The organism is Candidatus Eisenbacteria bacterium (assembly GCA_026388185.1).
In the GTDB taxonomy this organism is placed as follows: Bacteria; Eisenbacteria; RBG-16-71-46; order JAFGJU01; family JAFGJU01; genus JAPLKG01.
Genome location: JAPLKG010000016.1, coordinates 1 through 15,364, shown reverse-complemented (window position 1 = coordinate 15,364; position 15,364 = coordinate 1). Strand labels below are relative to the sequence as shown.

Below are 15,364 nucleotides of genomic sequence, written 5' to 3'. Positions count from 1 at the left end.
TCGCCAACCCCCGCTTCGCCAAATACATCGTTATCGCACTTGTCAACGTCGTCTTCCCATGATCCACGTGCCCTATCGTCCCAACATTAACGTGCGGCTTCTTCCGCTCAAACCGAGCCTTTGACATCAGCTCTACCTCCTACTAGGTCTTGTCCGATGTTTAGCATCCGCGCAAGCGCGTGATGATCTTGTCCGAAAGTTCTTCCGGAACTAACTCGTATCTCGCAAATTCCATAGTGTAAATCGCACGTCCCTGACTCAGCGAGCGAAGTCTTGTAGAGTAGCCGAACATCTCGCTCAGTGGTACGGTCGCATCGATCACCCTACCGTCGGAGCGCGCGGCCATACCCTCGATGCGGCCCCGCTTGGAGCTCAAGTCTGCGATTATATCACCCATGTATTCATCCGGCACAACAACTTCGACCTGCATGACGGGTTCGAGTAGCTTGGGGTCGCCCTTCATCACTGCGTCCTTGAAACCTATCGACGCGGCAATCTCGAACGACAGCTCGGACGAATCAACGTCATGATAAGTGCCGTCCAGAAGCGTCACTTTGACTCCGGTGACGGGATACCCTGCGACCACGCCGTTCTCCATGGCCTCCTCGATGCCTCTCTTGATCGGAGGAATGAACTGTCGCGGCAGGACTGCACCGGAGATTTTTGACACGAATTCAAACCCGATCCTGCTCTCGAGGGGCTCGACCCTGAGCAGGACGTCGCCGTACTGCCCCTTGCCGCCGCTTTGCTTGATAAACTTGCCCCTCGCCTCGGCCGCCCGTGTAATGGTCTCTCTGTAGGCGACCTGCGGCTTGCCGACGTTTGCGGCCACATCGAACTCTCTCAGCATTCTCTCCACGAGAATGTCCAGGTGAAGCTCGCCCATTCCTGAAATGATGGTCTGACCCGTTTCTTCGTCGCTCTTCACCCTGAAGCTTGGATCTTCCTCGGCCAGTTTTGCCAGAGCCTCTGAAAGCTTGTCTTCGTCTGCCTTTGTCTTTGGTTCGATGGCGACGGCGATCACGGGCTCGGGGAAACGTATCGGTTCAAGCACAATCGGGTGGGCCCTGTCGGTCAAGGTGTCTCCAGTGGAAACCTTCTTGAATCCCCCCGCAGCAGCAATGTCCCCGCAATAGACCACGTCGCGCTCTTCCCTCTTGTTCGCGTGCATCTCCAGGAGCCGGCCGACTCTCTCGCTCGTTCCCCTGGTCGCGTTGTAGATCGTGGAATTCGACTTCACCTTTCCGGAATAGACTCGGAAAAAGGTCAACCTTCCCACGTACGGATCAACCATGATCTTGAAAGCCAGAGCCGAGAAAGGCGCGTTCTCGTCCGGACGCCTTGTCTCGACCTTCGACGTTTTGGGGTTCACTCCCTCCACCGGTAGTACGTCCAGAGGAGACGGAAGAAAATCCACGACGGCGTCCATCAATCTCTGAACCCCCTTGTTTCTGACGGCGGCGCCACCCAACACCGGGACTATGGAGCCCGAGAGAGTCCCTTTTCTGAGAGCTCTCATGATACTCTCCGGCTCAGGTTCCTTGTTATCCAGATAGACATGCATCACGTCGTCGTCGAACTCCGCCACTTCTTCCAGAAGTTCTTTCCTCTTTTCTCTGGCCAGCTCAACGTACCGGTTCCCGAAACGTGAAGAAATGCCGTCGCCACTCAGAGGCTCGACGTTGTATGTAGTCACCATGGGATCTGCGTCGTACGTCATGGCCGTCATGTCCACCAGGTCAATCATTCCAACATATTCCTCGTTGCCATTCCTTATAGGAACGTGAATGGGAACGGGTCTGGCGCCCAATCTATCGCGTATCATTCCTACGACACGCCAGAAATCGCCACCCACGCGGTCCAGTTTGTTCACAAATGCGATGCGCGGAACCTTGTAGCGATTCGCCTGCTTCCAGACGGTCTCGCTCTGCGGCTCGACACCTCCAACGCAACAAAACACAGCCACGACGCCGTCAAGAACCCTGAGAGAGCGCTCGACCTCGACCGTGAAGTCAACGTGACCCGGCGTGTCGATGATGTTGACTCGGTGATCACGCCAGTAGCAAGTCGTCGCGGCCGAAGTAATAGTGATGCCGCGCTCCTTTTCCTGCTCCATCCAGTCCATGGTCGCAGCGCCATCGTCAACCTCACCAATTCTGTGGACTCTTCCCGAGTAGAAAAGCATCCGTTCGGTGACGGTGGTTTTGCCGGCATCGATGTGGGCCGCGATGCCGATGTTTCTGGTTCTTTCCAGCGGTGTCTGTCTAGACACTCAAAACCTCCACCCTTGCGGGTTTCGTCGATTCCCACGACCTCACATCTTTCAAAGCCCAAGAGCCCCATGGAGGTCCCTTCAAACCGGGCAGAGCCTCGCTCGCCCGGCAGTAATTACCACCTGTAGTGAGCAAAGGCCTTGTTGGCCTCGGCCATCTTGTGAGTATCTTCCCTCTTCTTGATCGCTCCGCCTTCGTTCTTGGACGCGGCGATAATCTCGCCGGCAAGTCGCTCCTGCATTGTGTGATCCGGCCTCGCGGTGGCAAACGCGATCAGCCAGCGTATACCAAGAGCCGTGCGCCGTTCCGGCCTGACCTCGACTGGAACTTGATAAGTCGCACCACCAACACGTCTCGACTTCACTTCTAGAACGGGTTTCACGTTGTTGAGGGCGGTCTTGGTGAGACTCAGTCCGTCCTGTCCGGTCTTCTTTTCGATTAGCTTCATTGCCTCGTTGAAAATCCTCTCGGCAGTGCTCTTTTTTCCCTCACTCATGAGAGCGTTGACGAATCGCGCGACGAGCACGCTGCCGTATTGCGGGTCGGGCGGCAACTCCCTCCGCTCAATTACCTTTTTTCTCGGCATCTACTTCCTCCAGTTTCCCGACAGAGGCGGCTCCAAGACTAGACTGCTGCCTTCTTCTTCTTCGTGCCGTACTTCGACCTGCTCTGGGTCCGTCCCTCGACACCGCTCGTATCAAGCGCTCCGCGGATAATGTGATATCGAACGCCCGGCAGATCCTTGACCCTGCCACCCCTGATGAGCACAATCGAATGCTCTTGCAGGTTGTGCCCTTCGCCCGGGATGTAACAGGTAACTTCAATCCCGTTGGTCAACCTTACCCTTGCCACTTTTCGCAGCGCGGAGTTCGGCTTCTTGGGAGTTGAAGTATATACTCGCGTGCACACGCCCCGCTTCTGGGGACAACCCCTGAGAGCGGGTGCAGAAGATTTCCTGCCTACGTCCGTCCTTCCAAATCTCAAAAGCTGATTCAGGGTCGGCAAATCAAACCTCCGGTTCTCTGAAGCCTTTTCTGGGCCGTCGCGATGCTGTCATTACCATTTACGCTACCATCCATCGGATTCTCATTGGGTCCGCTGCGTCCACTACGCAGACTGAACCTCACCAACTTCTTTGTCCGCTTCTTCAGCTTCCGGTGCCTCTTCCTCCACCTTGAGACTTCTGTACCTCGACAACCCCGTACCGGCAGGTATCAGATGGCCGATAATGACGTTCTCCTTGAGGCCCCTCAGATAATCCCTGGTCCCTTGGATCGAGGCTTCGGTAAGGACTCTCGTCGTCTCTTGGAAAGAGGCGGCCGAGATCCAACTCTGTGTGCTGAGCGAGGCTTTTGTTATGCCCAGAAGCAGGGGCTGGAATGTGGCGCGGTTGCCGCCTTCGGCCTCCACGCGCTCCTGTTCCTCCCTGAGCTGCACCTTGTCAACCTGTTCTCCTTCAAGGAAGTTTGTGTCGCCGGGATCCTCGATGCGCACTTTCTGGAGCATCTGTCTCACTATCACTTCGATGTGCTTGTCGTCGATACGCACACCCTGGAGTCTGTAGACTTCCTGAATGTCGTCCACAAGGTGCTCCTGCACTTCTTTGATTCCCTTTATCTTCAAGATGTCGTGCGGATTGGTCGGACCTTCGGTAAGCCGGTCGCCGGCCTTCACGAGGTCGCCGTCCCTCACGTGCATGTGCTTTCCGGCAGGGACAAGGTATTCCCTCTCTTCGCCGTTCTCGTTCCTTACCGTGAGCTTTCTCATTCCACGACTCACCGCGCCAAACTCAATCTTGCCGTCGATCTCCGTCACGGTGGCCTGGTCCTTGGGTTTCCTGGCTTCGAAGAGTTCGGAAACTCTCGGGAGGCCGCCGGTGATGTCGCGCGTCTTCGTAATGTCGCGAGGAATCTTCACGAGCACCTCTCCGGCCTCCACCTTCTGACCGTTCCGCACCAGGAGCCTTGCGCCGGTTGGAATCAGGTACGACGCGATTCTCTTGTCTTTGGAATCAAGAACCTCCAGCCTCGGTTGCCTGATTTTTTCGTTGTCGTCGGTTACGACTCTATGTCTCTGGCCGGTGTTTTCGTCCCACTCGTCTCTCAAGGTGAACTTGTCAACGATGTCGACGAACGAAACCTTGCCGCTCTTTTCGGCCAGGACGGGCGTGTTGTAAGTGTCCCATTCGAAGAGGTCGTCGGTTTTCGTCACCTCGGCACCGTCCTCAACGAAGAGCTTGGCACCGTAAGGCGGATTGAACTTGTGACGGACGTGCTTCTCCTTGTCAATTACCTCGATCTCGCCTTTACGACCCACGACCACGAGACGACCGTCCGGTTTGCCGCGCACCGTCTCGACGTGCTTGAACCTCACGGCTCCGTCTGACTTGGCTTTTATGATGGACTGCTCCACGATCCTGCTGGCGGTCCCTCCGATGTGGAATGTTCGGAGCGTAAGCTGGGTGCCGGGCTCACCAATGCTCTGGGCGGCAATGACACCGACGGCTTCGCCGACGTCCACCATCCTGCCACTCGCGAGGTTTCGGCCATAGCATTTGGCGCACACGCCACGCTTCGCTTCGCAGGTGAGCACGGATCTGATCCACGTTCTTTCTATTCCGCTATCCTCCATCTGCCGCGCCGCTTCCTCGACGATCTCCTCGCCTGCCTCAACAAGCACCTCTCCGGCAATCGGATCGACCACGTCTTCTGCCGCAACCCTCCCCACCACTCTGTCGCTGAGCGATTCTATTATCTCTTCGCCTTCCTTCAGAGTGCCAACCTCGAGGCCGAGAATGGTTCCGCAGTCTTCCTGCGTCACTATAACGTCCTGAGCCACGTCCACGAGACGCCTCGTGAGATAGCCGGCGTCCGCAGTCTTGAGCGCCGTGTCGGCCAGTCCCTTTCTCGCGCCGTGCGTGGAGATGAAGTACTCCAACACTGTGAGTCCCTCTCTGAAGTTTCGCAACACCGGTGATTCAATAATCTCGCCAAAGCCTCCGGTGATTTTCTTCTGCGGCTTAGCCATGAGGCCTCTCATGCCCGCAAGCTGCCTTATCTGTTCCCTGCTACCCCTTGAACCGGACTCGGCCATCATGAAGATGGGATTGAACCCCTGTCTGTCGGCCTTCAGGTTGCTGTAAGTTTCCTTCTCTACCTCAGTCGTGGCATGGGTCCAGGTGTCGATCACCTTGTTGTAGCGCTCGCCGTCCGTGATGGCATTCTTCAGATAGGACTTGCGAAGCTCTTCTATCGCTTTCATTGCCTGTGCAATAATCTGCGGTTTCGCAGGCGGTATGAGAATGTCGTCGATCGAGACGGTGATACCGGCTCTCGTACCCTGTTCGAACCCGAGTTCCTTCAAGTCGTCGAGGAACTTCGCGGTAGCGGTCGGGCCCAGCTTCCGGTAACAGGTGGAGACCAGATTCTCCAGAGCCTTTTTGTCGAGCAGAATGTTGGAATAACCAAGACCCGGGGGCATGATTTCGTTGAAGAACACGCGACCGGCGGAAGTTTCGATTGTTTCGCCGTTCAGCCTCACCTTGATCTTGGCGTGAAGCGAGATGGCTCCTTCCTCAAAGGCCGCTCTAACTTCGTCCGGACCGGAAAGGAGCTTGCCCTCGCCCTTTGCGCCCGATCTCTCCTTGGTCAGGTAATGACACCCGAGCACAATGTCCTGGCTCGGCGTGGCAACCGGCCTGCCGTTTGCCGGTAGCAGGATGTTGTGAGGCGCCATCATGAGCAAAAGCGTTTCGATCTGCGCTTCGTAGGAGAGAGGAACGTGAACGGCCATTTGGTCGCCGTCAAAGTCGGCGTTGAACGCCGCGCAAACCAGCGGGTGTATCTTGATGGCCTTCCCTTCAACCAGCACGGGCTGGAAAGCCTGGATTCCTAGTCTATGAAGGGTGGGCGCTCTGTTGAGAAGAACGGGATGTCCCTCGATTATCTCCCCCAGTATGTCCCAAACCTCAGGCCTTTCTCTCTCAACGAGTCTCTTCGCACTCTTGACCGTCTGGACAAGACCTCTATCTTCCAGCTTCCTTATGATGAAAGGCTTGAACAGCTCCAAGGCCATCGTCTTGGGAAGTCCGCATTCGTGAAGCTTCAGTTCCGGGCCCACAACGATCACCGAACGGCCCGAGTAATCCACCCTCTTGCCAAGCAGATTCTGTCTGAACCTGCCCTGCTTTCCCTTCAGCATGTCGCTCAAAGACTTGAGGGGACGATTGCCCTGACCCCGAACGGCGCGGGACCTTCTTCCGTTGTCGAATAGCGCGTCTACGGCTTCCTGAAGCATCCTCTTCTCGTTGCGCAAAATCACCTCGGGAGCCTTTATCTCTACGAGTTTCTTGAGCCTGTTGTTTCTGTTTATGACCCTTCGGTAAAGGTCGTTGAGATCGCTCGTGGCAAAACGGCCTCCTTCGAGCGGGACCAGAGGTCTCAAATCTGGAGGCAGAACAGGAATGGCCGTGAGTATCATCCACTCGGGCCTGTTGCCGCTCTGCCTGAAGGCCTCCACGATCCTCAGCCGCTTCAAAGTCTCTTTCTTTCTCTGCGCGCTCGTCTCAACCTTGGCCTGGAGGCGAAGTTCGGCAGAATATTCGTTGAGGTCTATCTCGGCGAGGAGCCCCCTGATAGCTTCCCCACCCATTCTGGCCACGAACTGCTTTCCTTCATCAACAAGCTCGTTGTACTGCTCTTCCGTTATGAGTTCTTTCTTCTTGAGGTTGGTATCGCCCGGGTCAAGGACAACGTAGGACTCGTAGTAGAGAACCCTTTCCAACTCCTTGATGCCCATGTCCAAGAGATGGCCTATCCTGCTGGGAACGCTCTTGAAGAACCAGATGTGAGCCACCGGCACTGCGAGGTCAATGTGACCGAGTCTCTCACGGCGCACCTTTGCCAACGTCACCTCAACACCGCATCTGTCGCAGACGACTCCCCTGTAACGAATTCGCTTGTATTTTCCGCAGTTGCACTCCCAGTCCTTTACCGGCCCGAATATCTTCTCGCAGAAGAGTCCGTCCTTCTCGGGTTTGAACGACCTGTAGTTGATTGTCTCGGGCTTGGTCACTTCCCCGTGTGACCAGCTTCGCATAACCTCAGGAGAAGCAAGCTGAAGCCGAATCGAGTTGAAACTAAAACGTCTTCTGGCCTCACGATCGTCCGTCTTTGTGAGAGTCATCCGTCCTCCCAAAAGCCCCTCGGAACGAATCATGTCCTGCATCTTCTCTCTCTCCCTTCGAAACAAGGCCCACTAGAGTGCCTGTCTCAAACTCACTCTCTGTCGCCTTCCTCGAATTGCACGTCCAAACAGAGACTCTGGAGTTCCTTCACAAGCACGTTGAAAGATTCAGGAACGCCAGGCTCAGGTGGGTTTTCTCCCTTCACAATTGCTTCGTAAATCTTTGATCTTCCGGAGACGTCGTCCGACTTCACCGTTAGAAGCTCCTGAAGCGTGTAAGCGGCTCCGAAGGCTTCAAGAGCCCACACCTCCATCTCACCGAATCTCTGGCCGCCGAACTGGGCCTTGCCGCCCAAAGGCTGCTGGGTAACCAGGGAATACGGACCGATGGAGCGAGCGTGTATCTTGTCGTCGACGAGATGTGAGAGTTTCATCATGTAGATGTGGCCGACTGTCACAGGTTGATCGAACACTTGGCCCGTTCTTCCGTCATAGAGAGCCGTTCTCCCATCCTCGGAGAGACCGGCCTCCCCAAGCAATTGCTTGATCTCTTCAACCGTTGCGCCTCCAAAAACGGGGGTCACGGCTCTGAAACCGAGGGCCTTGGCGGCCAGGCCAAGATGTGTTTCAAGTATCTGACCCAGGTTCATTCTGGAAGGAACACCCAGAGGATTCAGCACCATTTCTACGGGAGTCCCGTCGGGAAGGTAAGGCAAGTCTTCCTCGGCAAGAATCTTTGCGACAACTCCCTTGTTACCATGCCGCCCGGCAATCTTGTCGCCCACGGACAGCTTGCGCCTTCTGGACACGTAAACCTTCACTAGCTTTACGACACCGGGTGCAAGCTCATCACCCCTCGACAACCTCTCCAAGTCCTTTGCCAATTGCTTGTCGATGTTCTCGAGTGCCTTTTCGGCAGCAGCCATGACCTGCCAGAATCTTCCGTTCGTCTCGTGATCTTTGGTAATCTGAGAATTCCAGGGAATGTCTGTGAGCTCGATCTTGGAAAGGACGTTGCCCGTGAACTTCTTCCCGCCTCGGAACATTATCTTGCCGTTACTCTCCCTACGAATCTGCTGGATCGTTTTTCCCGCAAGAATCTTGGAAAGCTGGGCGTCGCGGATTTCAAAGATTCTGTCCTTTTCCTTCCGAACCATTCTCTTCAGACGATCAGACTCTTTCTTTTCTTGCTTCTTCGTGACCTCGTCCTTCTCTTTCCTGGAGAAGACCTTTATGTCGATCACGATGCCGTCCATGCCTGGAGGCGCCTTGAGGGAAGCGTCGCGCACGTCGCCTGCCTTCTCGCCGAATATGGCCCTGAGAAGCCTCTCTTCCGGCGTCAGGTCCGTCTCACCCTTCGGAGTCACCTTGCCGACGAGGATGTCCCCCGCCCTAACGTGGGCGCCTATTCTTACGATTCCGTCTTCGTCCAGATCCTTGACGGCTTCCTCGCTGACGTTTGGAATCTCACGAGTAATCTCTTCCGTTCCCCTCTTTGTATCACGGACCTGAAGCTCGAACTCCTCAATGTGTATCGAAGTAAAGCGGTCCTCCTTCACGAGCTTCTCGCTCACAAGAATGGCGTCTTCAAAGTTGTAGCCGCCCCAGGGCATGAAAGCGACGAGCACGTCTGCGCCCAGGGCAAGTTCTCCATCTTTGGTGGCAGGCCCGTCGGCTATGACCCGGCCGGCCCTGACCTTCTCGCCTTCTTTCACGAGCGGTCTCTGATTTATGCACGTGTCCTGGTTTGAGCGTCTGAACTTGGTAAGTCTGTAAACGTCGAGACCACCGAATTCGTCGAACTCTATGGTCTCACCTTCATCCGATTCGGGTCTAACTATGATGGTGTCGGCGGACACGCTTTCGATTGCTCCGGCGCGCTTCGCAAAAATGAGAGCGCCAGAATCCTCCGCCACCTTCCCTTCCAGGCCGGTCAGCACGAGTGACGTCTCCGTCTTGAGCAACGGCACGGCTTGCCTCTGCATGTTGGATCCCATGAGGGCTCTGTTGGCGTCGTCGTGCTCCAGGAACGGGATCAGGGCCGCAGCAGGACTGACGAGCTGGATGGGAGAAATATCCATGTAGTCAACTTCGCTGCGAGCGACGACCGGGAACTCACCCTTGTATCTGACCTGAATTTGGTCGCCCTGAAGCTTGCCGTCGCTCCCCACGGGGGTGTTGGCCTGTGCGATCTTGTACTTGTCCTCTTCGTCGGCAGAAAGATAGTGGATCTTGCTTCGCTCGATGACGCCAGAGGTGACCTTCCAGTAGGGAGTCTCGAGGAATCCAAACTCGTTGACCCTCGCGTAGGAGCTCAGCGACGAGATGAGGCCTATGTTCGGGCCTTCCGGCGTCTCGATCGGACACATCCGGCCGTAGTGCGTGTAGTGAACGTCCCTCACCTCGAAACCCGCTCTGTCTCTCGTTAGACCACCAGGACCGAGAGCGCTCAGCCTTCTCTTGTGCGTCAATTCGGCGAGCGGATTGGTCTGGTCCATGAACTGAGAGAGCTGGCTGCTTCCGAAGAAACTCTGAATGACGGCAGAGATTGTCCGAGCGTTTATGAGATCGTACGGCGTGACGTTCTCCGCGTCCTGCAGTGCCATCCTCTCCCTGATTATTCTTGCCATGCGGGCCAGACCGATGTTGAACTGGTTGCCGAGGAGCTCTCCCACGGAGCGAACCCTTCTGTTTCCCAGATGATCGATATCATCCGGGGCCATCGGCTCCCCGCTCTCCTCGCTTTCCCTCATCTTGAGCAGGTACTTTATGATCGCGATGAAGTCCTCTTTGCAGAGGATGCTGCGAGTGCGAGGCGGCGCCTTAAACTTGTCGCTAAGAAGTGCGGCGTGATCGAGCTTCTGATTCAGCTTGTATCTTCCGACTCTGGCGAGGTCATAACGTCTGGGATTGAAAAAGAGTCTGTTCAATATCTCGCGCGCCGTATCGGTCCTCGGAGGATCACCGGGCCGCAGCAAGTTGTAGATTCTCGCCAGAGCATCTTCTTCACTCTTACAGGCATCTTTCTTCAGAGTATTCCGAATGACGTCGGCCTCAGCCGCGTAGGGTATCTCGAAGTACCTAATTATTTTTCTTTTCGCCCTCTTGAGCTTCGCTTTTCTCACGTCGGCCAGAGCGGCCTCGGTAATCGGCTCGTTTGCTTCGAGAAGAACCTCGCCGGTTTCCTCGTCAGCGAAATCCTCAGCCGCAATCTTGCCCAAGAGCTCCTCTGACCTCTTGGTCCCCGCCCTGGGCACTTCCTCTTCGGCAACAGGATAGAACAGTTCCAATATTTCCTTCTCGCTCTGGAAACTCAGGGCTCTCAGGAGGACGGTCACGGGCAGCTTTCGCTTTCTATCGATATGAACGTACATCACATCGTTAGCGTCCAGACTGAACTCGACCCACGAACCGCGATAAGGAATTATCCTGGCCGAAAACAGTTTCTTGCCGTTTGGGTGTATGAGCTCGTCAAAGAAAACGCCGGGCGAACGATGCAATTGACTTACGATAACTCTCTCGGCGCCGTTGATGATGAAGGTGCCTTTGTCAGTGATGAGCGGCAGCTCGCCGAGGTAGACCTCTTGCTCGACAATCTCTTTGTCCCGTTTCTCGCCGTCAACTACCTCCCTGATGCGCAGCCGAAGGGTAGCTTTGAGAGGGGCCGAAAAGGTTAAGTCCCGGCCCTGGCATTCTTCGACGCTGTGTTTCGGTTCCCCAATGTCATAGCTGACGAACTCAAGCGAGTACATCTCTCGAGTGTCCGCTATCGGAAACACGCTGCTGAAGACCTCCTGGAGGCCCTCATTGGCTCTTTCCTGGGGAGTCTTGTCAGTCTGCAAGAACGCCTTGAACGATTGCAGTTGTACGTCCAGCAAGTTGGGAAGCGGCACACTCCACTGCTTGTCGATCTTGCTGAAATTCTTCTTATCGTCGTAGCGATCAGCTTTCAAGACAGTCACACCCTTCTTTGAATGGAGTAACGAGCTCGGCTACTTGATCTCAACAACAGCCCCCACTTCTTCGAGCTTGGTCTTGATGTCCTGGGCCTCGTTCTTGTTGATCTTCTCCTTAACGGGCTTCGGGGCACCATCTACCAGGTCCTTGGCCTCCTTGAGACCTAGACCGGTGATAGCGCGCACCACCTTGATAACCTGAATCTTCTTCTCGCCCGCAGCGTTGAGGACTACGTCGAATTCCGTCTGCTCTTCCTCAACGGGCACCTGCGCAGCCTGCGCCAAGCCTGGCGCAGCACCCGCGGCAAAAGCCGCCGGCATTGCTGCCGTGATGCCGAATCTCTCCTCAAGCTTCTTCACGAGGTCGTCGACCTCAAGAATTGTCATTCCCTCAAGCAGATCCATCACCTTGTCAACGTTGCTCATATCGACTGTACCCTCCGCTACTTCCTCTGACGGCGATCCCGTGGTCTCCTCAGCGGAGGAGACCTCTTGTTCCTTCAAGACTTTTTTCTTTGTCACAACTTTCTTTGGGACTCCCTTTCCTGCTTCGCTCATCCTTCACCTCCGTGCTGCAAAGTCATTCCTGCCCCGCCTACTCACTCCGTCTTTTTCTTTTTCAGCTCTTCCAGAGCGACCGCAAGCTGACGGAGCTTGAAAGTCAGGGCAAACGAAAACATTGAAAGCGGCCTTCTGAGAGTGCCTGCGAAATGCCCGAGAAGAACCTTCTTGGGCGGCAGAAAGGCCAGCCTTCCAACGTCCGCGGAATTCACAATCCTTCCTTCAACAAGGCCGAGTTTTATCTTCGGAAGCTCATGATCCTTGCGAAATTCGCAGAGGACTCTCGCGGGGGCAATCTCATCTGTCACGCTGAGAGCAAGGGCAGTGGGCCCCTCGATTTTGTCCGCCAGAAGACCGTACTGGGTCTGCTGGATCGCGATTTTGGTCAGTGTATTCTTGACGACCTTGTACTCTACCGACGCTGCCCTGCACCTCTTCCTCAGTTCGGAGATGGAGAGAACGTCCATCCCGCTGTAATCCGTCACTATGATGGCTTTCGCGGTATTGATCTTCTCAACGAGTTGAGCTACGGCCTGTTCTTTTTCAGGTGTCGCCATTGCTTTTCCTCTCAGTGTCCCGGTTGCTCTTCCAAGATCGTTCTTTCAACATCGTCGTGCTCGACGAGACCGCCCGACGCTCGATGAATCCACCAAGCGCTCAGCGAACCTACTGCTTCATTGCCGCCAGTAGGGCCTGAACGTCGAGCTTGACGCCGGGGCTCATCGTTGAACTTATGGACAGGTTCTTGAAATACTGTCCCTTCGCCGAGGCCGGCCTGGTTCTCACAAGTTCCCTCACAAAAACCGTGATGTTCTCCACGAGCTTTTCCTTATCAAAGGAGGCCTTGCCGATCGGGACGTGAATATTGCCGACCTTGTCGGTCCTGTACTCTATCTTGCCCGCCTTGAGTTCCTTGATGGCCTTGGTAACATCGAAGGTCACCGTTCCACTCTTCGGATTCGGCATGAGGCCTTTGGGCCCGAGGATCTTCCCGAGCTTGCCGACCTCGCTCATCATGTCCGGGGTCGCAACAATCTTGTCAACGTCCAGCCAACCTTCCCTGATCTTGGCCACGTATTCTTCCGCGCCCACAAGATCTGCGCCGGCGTCCCTGGCCTCCTTCTCTTTCTCGCCCTTCGTAATGACGAGGATCTTCACGCTCTTTCCAATTCCGTGAGGCAGCACGAGCGTTCCTCTCACCTGCTGTTCTGAATGACGCGGGTCCACTCCCAGGCGCGCCGCAACCTCGATCGTCTCGTCGAATTTCGCGGTTGCGTTCTTCTTCACTATGTCGACGGCTTCGGCAAGAGAATACCTCGTCAATCTATCAAAGGACTCGGCGGCAGCCTTGTACCTCTTCGCAAGCTTCATGGACTCACACCTCTTGTGAACGAGAGCTCTTCAATCCCGGTCTCGGACTCAACCCGAGACTTCTATTCCCATGCTTCGGGCAGTGCCTTCTACCATCCTTATTGCGGCTTCCAGGCTTGCAGCATTGAGGTCCGGCATTTTGAGCAGTGCGATTTCCCTGACCTGCTCTTTCGTCACCTGCGCGACCTTGACCCTGTTCGGTTCGCCCGAAGCCTTCGCGATGCCGGCGGCCCGCTTCAACAGAATTGAAGCGGGCGGAGTTTTCGTAATGAAACTGAAGGAACGGTCTTTGAAAATCGTGACCACGACCGGGATAATCAATCCGGGCTGCCCCTGAGTTCTCGCGTTGAAGGCCTTACAGAATTCCACAATGTTGACGCCATGTTGCCCCAAGGCGGGACCAACCGGCGGGGCGGGGGTCGCATTACCCGCTGGGATCTGAAGCTTTACTGTCGCGGCTACAACCTTGGCCATTTCTTCTCTCCCCAGTCGGCTCCAAAACCGAAGCCAATCCTAACAAGCAGACACAGAAGACAAGGACTCACCGATGTCCCTGGGTGGGACCAGACAACTGGATCGCCCCCCGAAGGAGCGCAACGTGAATCCTAAATACTTTGAACTTGGAGAAAGTCAAGCTCAACTGGGGTAGCTCTCCCAAATATGCTCACCATGACCTTGACTTTCCCCCGTTCCGGATTTATCTCGTCAACAATCCCCGTGAAGTCGCTGAAGGGGCCGTCTACTACCTTCACATGTTCCCCGATCTTGAAAGGTATCGCGGGAGTGACTTTCGCAGCTTTCCCCTCAGCATCAAGCCCAAGGACCCTTCTCACTTCCTCTTGTTTCAAGGGAAGCGGGTCTCGCCCCGTGCCGACAAAACCCGTAACGCCAGGTATGTTGGTGACCAACTCCCTGGTCTGATTAGTCATTTCCATCTCGACAAGCACGTAGCTTGGAAAGGTCTTTCGCTTCGTGATTGTTTTCTTTCCATTCTTCATCTCAGCAAAGTCTTCAGTGGCAACAAGAATCTGGCCGAAACTCTCGGTAAGACCCCTGGAGTGGATGGCTCTCTCCATGTTGGTCTTGACCTTGTTTTCGTGGCCGGAATATGTGTGTACTACGTACCACTGCTTTGCAGTGACAGTCTCGCGTTCGCTGACACTTTCGCTGCCGGTTTCAGACCCTTGCGCTTCCGTTTGCCCCTCCCAGTCGCTAGAAGGCGAGTTTGACCATCGAGTAGAGAATCCAGTCAATCACGCCTATGAAAGCTGAGATCACTACGACCGAAACGATTACCACGATCGTGGAGTCTTGTAGCTCACCCCTGGTCGGCCACGTGACCTTCGACATCTCAAGACGAACTTCCTTGACGAAAACCTTCAGCCTTTCGATGAACTGTTTCAAATTCCTCTTCCTTATTCCTTGTTTCAGGCCCCGGATCCGACTTCAACTCTCATCGGTCGTCCAGCGGGCCATCATAGTCTGGCAGGCCTGGAGGGATTCGAACCCCCAACACCCGGATTTGGAGTCCGGTGCTCTAGCCGTTAGAGCTACAGGCCTTCCCGGGACATGTACGCTCGGAGCCTGGTGAGCCCGCCCGCTCCAAGAGCCCGCTCCCAATGCAGGGGCGGTTATCTTGTTTCCTTGTGTAAGGTGTGAACACGACAAAAAGGACAGTACTTCTTCAGTTCGATCCTATCCGGATGCTTTCTCTTGTCCTTCATTGACGTGTAATTGCGTTGCTTGCAGTCAGTACAAGCTAGTATTATTTGCTCGCGCACCCTTGCTCACCGACCCTCTGGCTTCCGGATCAAACGACCACAGTCAAAGACGCGGGTACGAAGGCACTGAAGCCTCCGGTCGTACCCGCACCGGTTCTCAGTCTAGTATTTCTGCGACGACGCCCGCTCCTACAGTGCGCCCGCCCTCCCTTATCGCAAACCGCAACTCCTTCTCCAACGCGATCGGCGTTAACAACTCTATCTCCACCGTCACGTTGTCACCAGGCATCACCATCTC

Annotated in this window: 13 protein-coding genes, 1 tRNA gene and 1 pseudogene; all 15 read right to left on the bottom strand. The window is 55.3% G+C overall.

The annotated features are described in order from the left end of the window. Window positions 1-127, bottom strand: a 127-nt coding sequence (locus NTX17_09110; protein MCX5801529.1) for a GTP-binding protein, incomplete at its 3' end; no start/stop codon positions are given. A 33-nt stretch (window positions 128-160) separates the two neighbouring features. Continuing rightward, window positions 161-2,272 (bottom strand): elongation factor G, encoded by a 2,112-nt coding sequence (fusA, locus tag NTX17_09105; protein MCX5801528.1) that lies wholly within the window; start codon window positions 2,270-2,272, stop codon window positions 161-163. 116 nt (window positions 2,273-2,388) lie between these two features. Next, window positions 2,389-2,859 carry a 30S ribosomal protein S7 gene (gene rpsG, locus NTX17_09100; protein MCX5801527.1) on the bottom strand — a complete coding sequence of 157 codons (471 nt, stop codon included), beginning with the start codon at window positions 2,857-2,859 and terminating at the stop codon, window positions 2,389-2,391. A gap of 38 nt (window positions 2,860-2,897) precedes the next feature. After that, complete coding sequence (gene rpsL, locus NTX17_09095) at window positions 2,898-3,278, bottom strand: 30S ribosomal protein S12 (protein ID MCX5801526.1); 381 nt, start codon at window positions 3,276-3,278, stop codon at window positions 2,898-2,900. Between the two features lie 102 nt (window positions 3,279-3,380). Then, a complete protein-coding gene (gene rpoC, locus NTX17_09090) occupies window positions 3,381-7,457 on the bottom strand; it encodes a DNA-directed RNA polymerase subunit beta' (protein ID MCX5801525.1) in 4,077 nt (1,358 codons plus the stop codon). Window positions 7,458-7,549: 92 nt separating this feature from the next. Continuing rightward, window positions 7,550-11,410 (bottom strand): DNA-directed RNA polymerase subunit beta, encoded by a 3,861-nt coding sequence (rpoB, locus tag NTX17_09085; GenBank protein MCX5801524.1) that lies wholly within the window; start codon window positions 11,408-11,410, stop codon window positions 7,550-7,552. Between the two features lie 39 nt (window positions 11,411-11,449). Further along, window positions 11,450-11,839, bottom strand: a complete 390-nt coding sequence (rplL, locus tag NTX17_09080) for a 50S ribosomal protein L7/L12 (GenBank protein MCX5801523.1) — start codon at window positions 11,837-11,839, stop codon at window positions 11,450-11,452. Between the two features lie 173 nt (window positions 11,840-12,012). Then, window positions 12,013-12,531 (bottom strand): 50S ribosomal protein L10, encoded by a 519-nt coding sequence (gene rplJ, locus NTX17_09075; GenBank protein ID MCX5801522.1) that lies wholly within the window; start codon window positions 12,529-12,531, stop codon window positions 12,013-12,015. Between the two features lie 109 nt (window positions 12,532-12,640). Then, window positions 12,641-13,345: a 50S ribosomal protein L1 gene (gene rplA / locus NTX17_09070; protein MCX5801521.1), complete on the bottom strand. Its 705-nt coding sequence runs from the start codon at window positions 13,343-13,345 to the stop codon at window positions 12,641-12,643. A 48-nt stretch (window positions 13,346-13,393) separates the two neighbouring features. Next, window positions 13,394-13,819: a 50S ribosomal protein L11 gene (gene rplK / locus NTX17_09065; GenBank protein ID MCX5801520.1), complete on the bottom strand. Its 426-nt coding sequence runs from the start codon at window positions 13,817-13,819 to the stop codon at window positions 13,394-13,396. Window positions 13,820-13,950: 131 nt separating this feature from the next. Continuing rightward, window positions 13,951-14,481 (bottom strand): annotated as a pseudogene (nusG, locus tag NTX17_09060) (transcription termination/antitermination protein NusG). A gap of 76 nt (window positions 14,482-14,557) precedes the next feature. Next, window positions 14,558-14,749, bottom strand: a complete 192-nt coding sequence (gene secE, locus NTX17_09055; GenBank protein MCX5801519.1) for a preprotein translocase subunit SecE — start codon at window positions 14,747-14,749, stop codon at window positions 14,558-14,560. A 79-nt stretch (window positions 14,750-14,828) separates the two neighbouring features. Beyond that, a tRNA-Trp gene (locus tag NTX17_09050) sits at window positions 14,829-14,905 on the bottom strand. A 71-nt stretch (window positions 14,906-14,976) separates the two neighbouring features. Continuing rightward, window positions 14,977-15,126, bottom strand: a complete 150-nt coding sequence (rpmG, locus tag NTX17_09045) for a 50S ribosomal protein L33 (GenBank protein ID MCX5801518.1) — start codon at window positions 15,124-15,126, stop codon at window positions 14,977-14,979. A gap of 97 nt (window positions 15,127-15,223) precedes the next feature. Then, on the bottom strand, window positions 15,224-15,364 hold a 141-nt coding region (tuf, locus tag NTX17_09040; GenBank protein ID MCX5801517.1), incomplete at its 5' end, for an elongation factor Tu.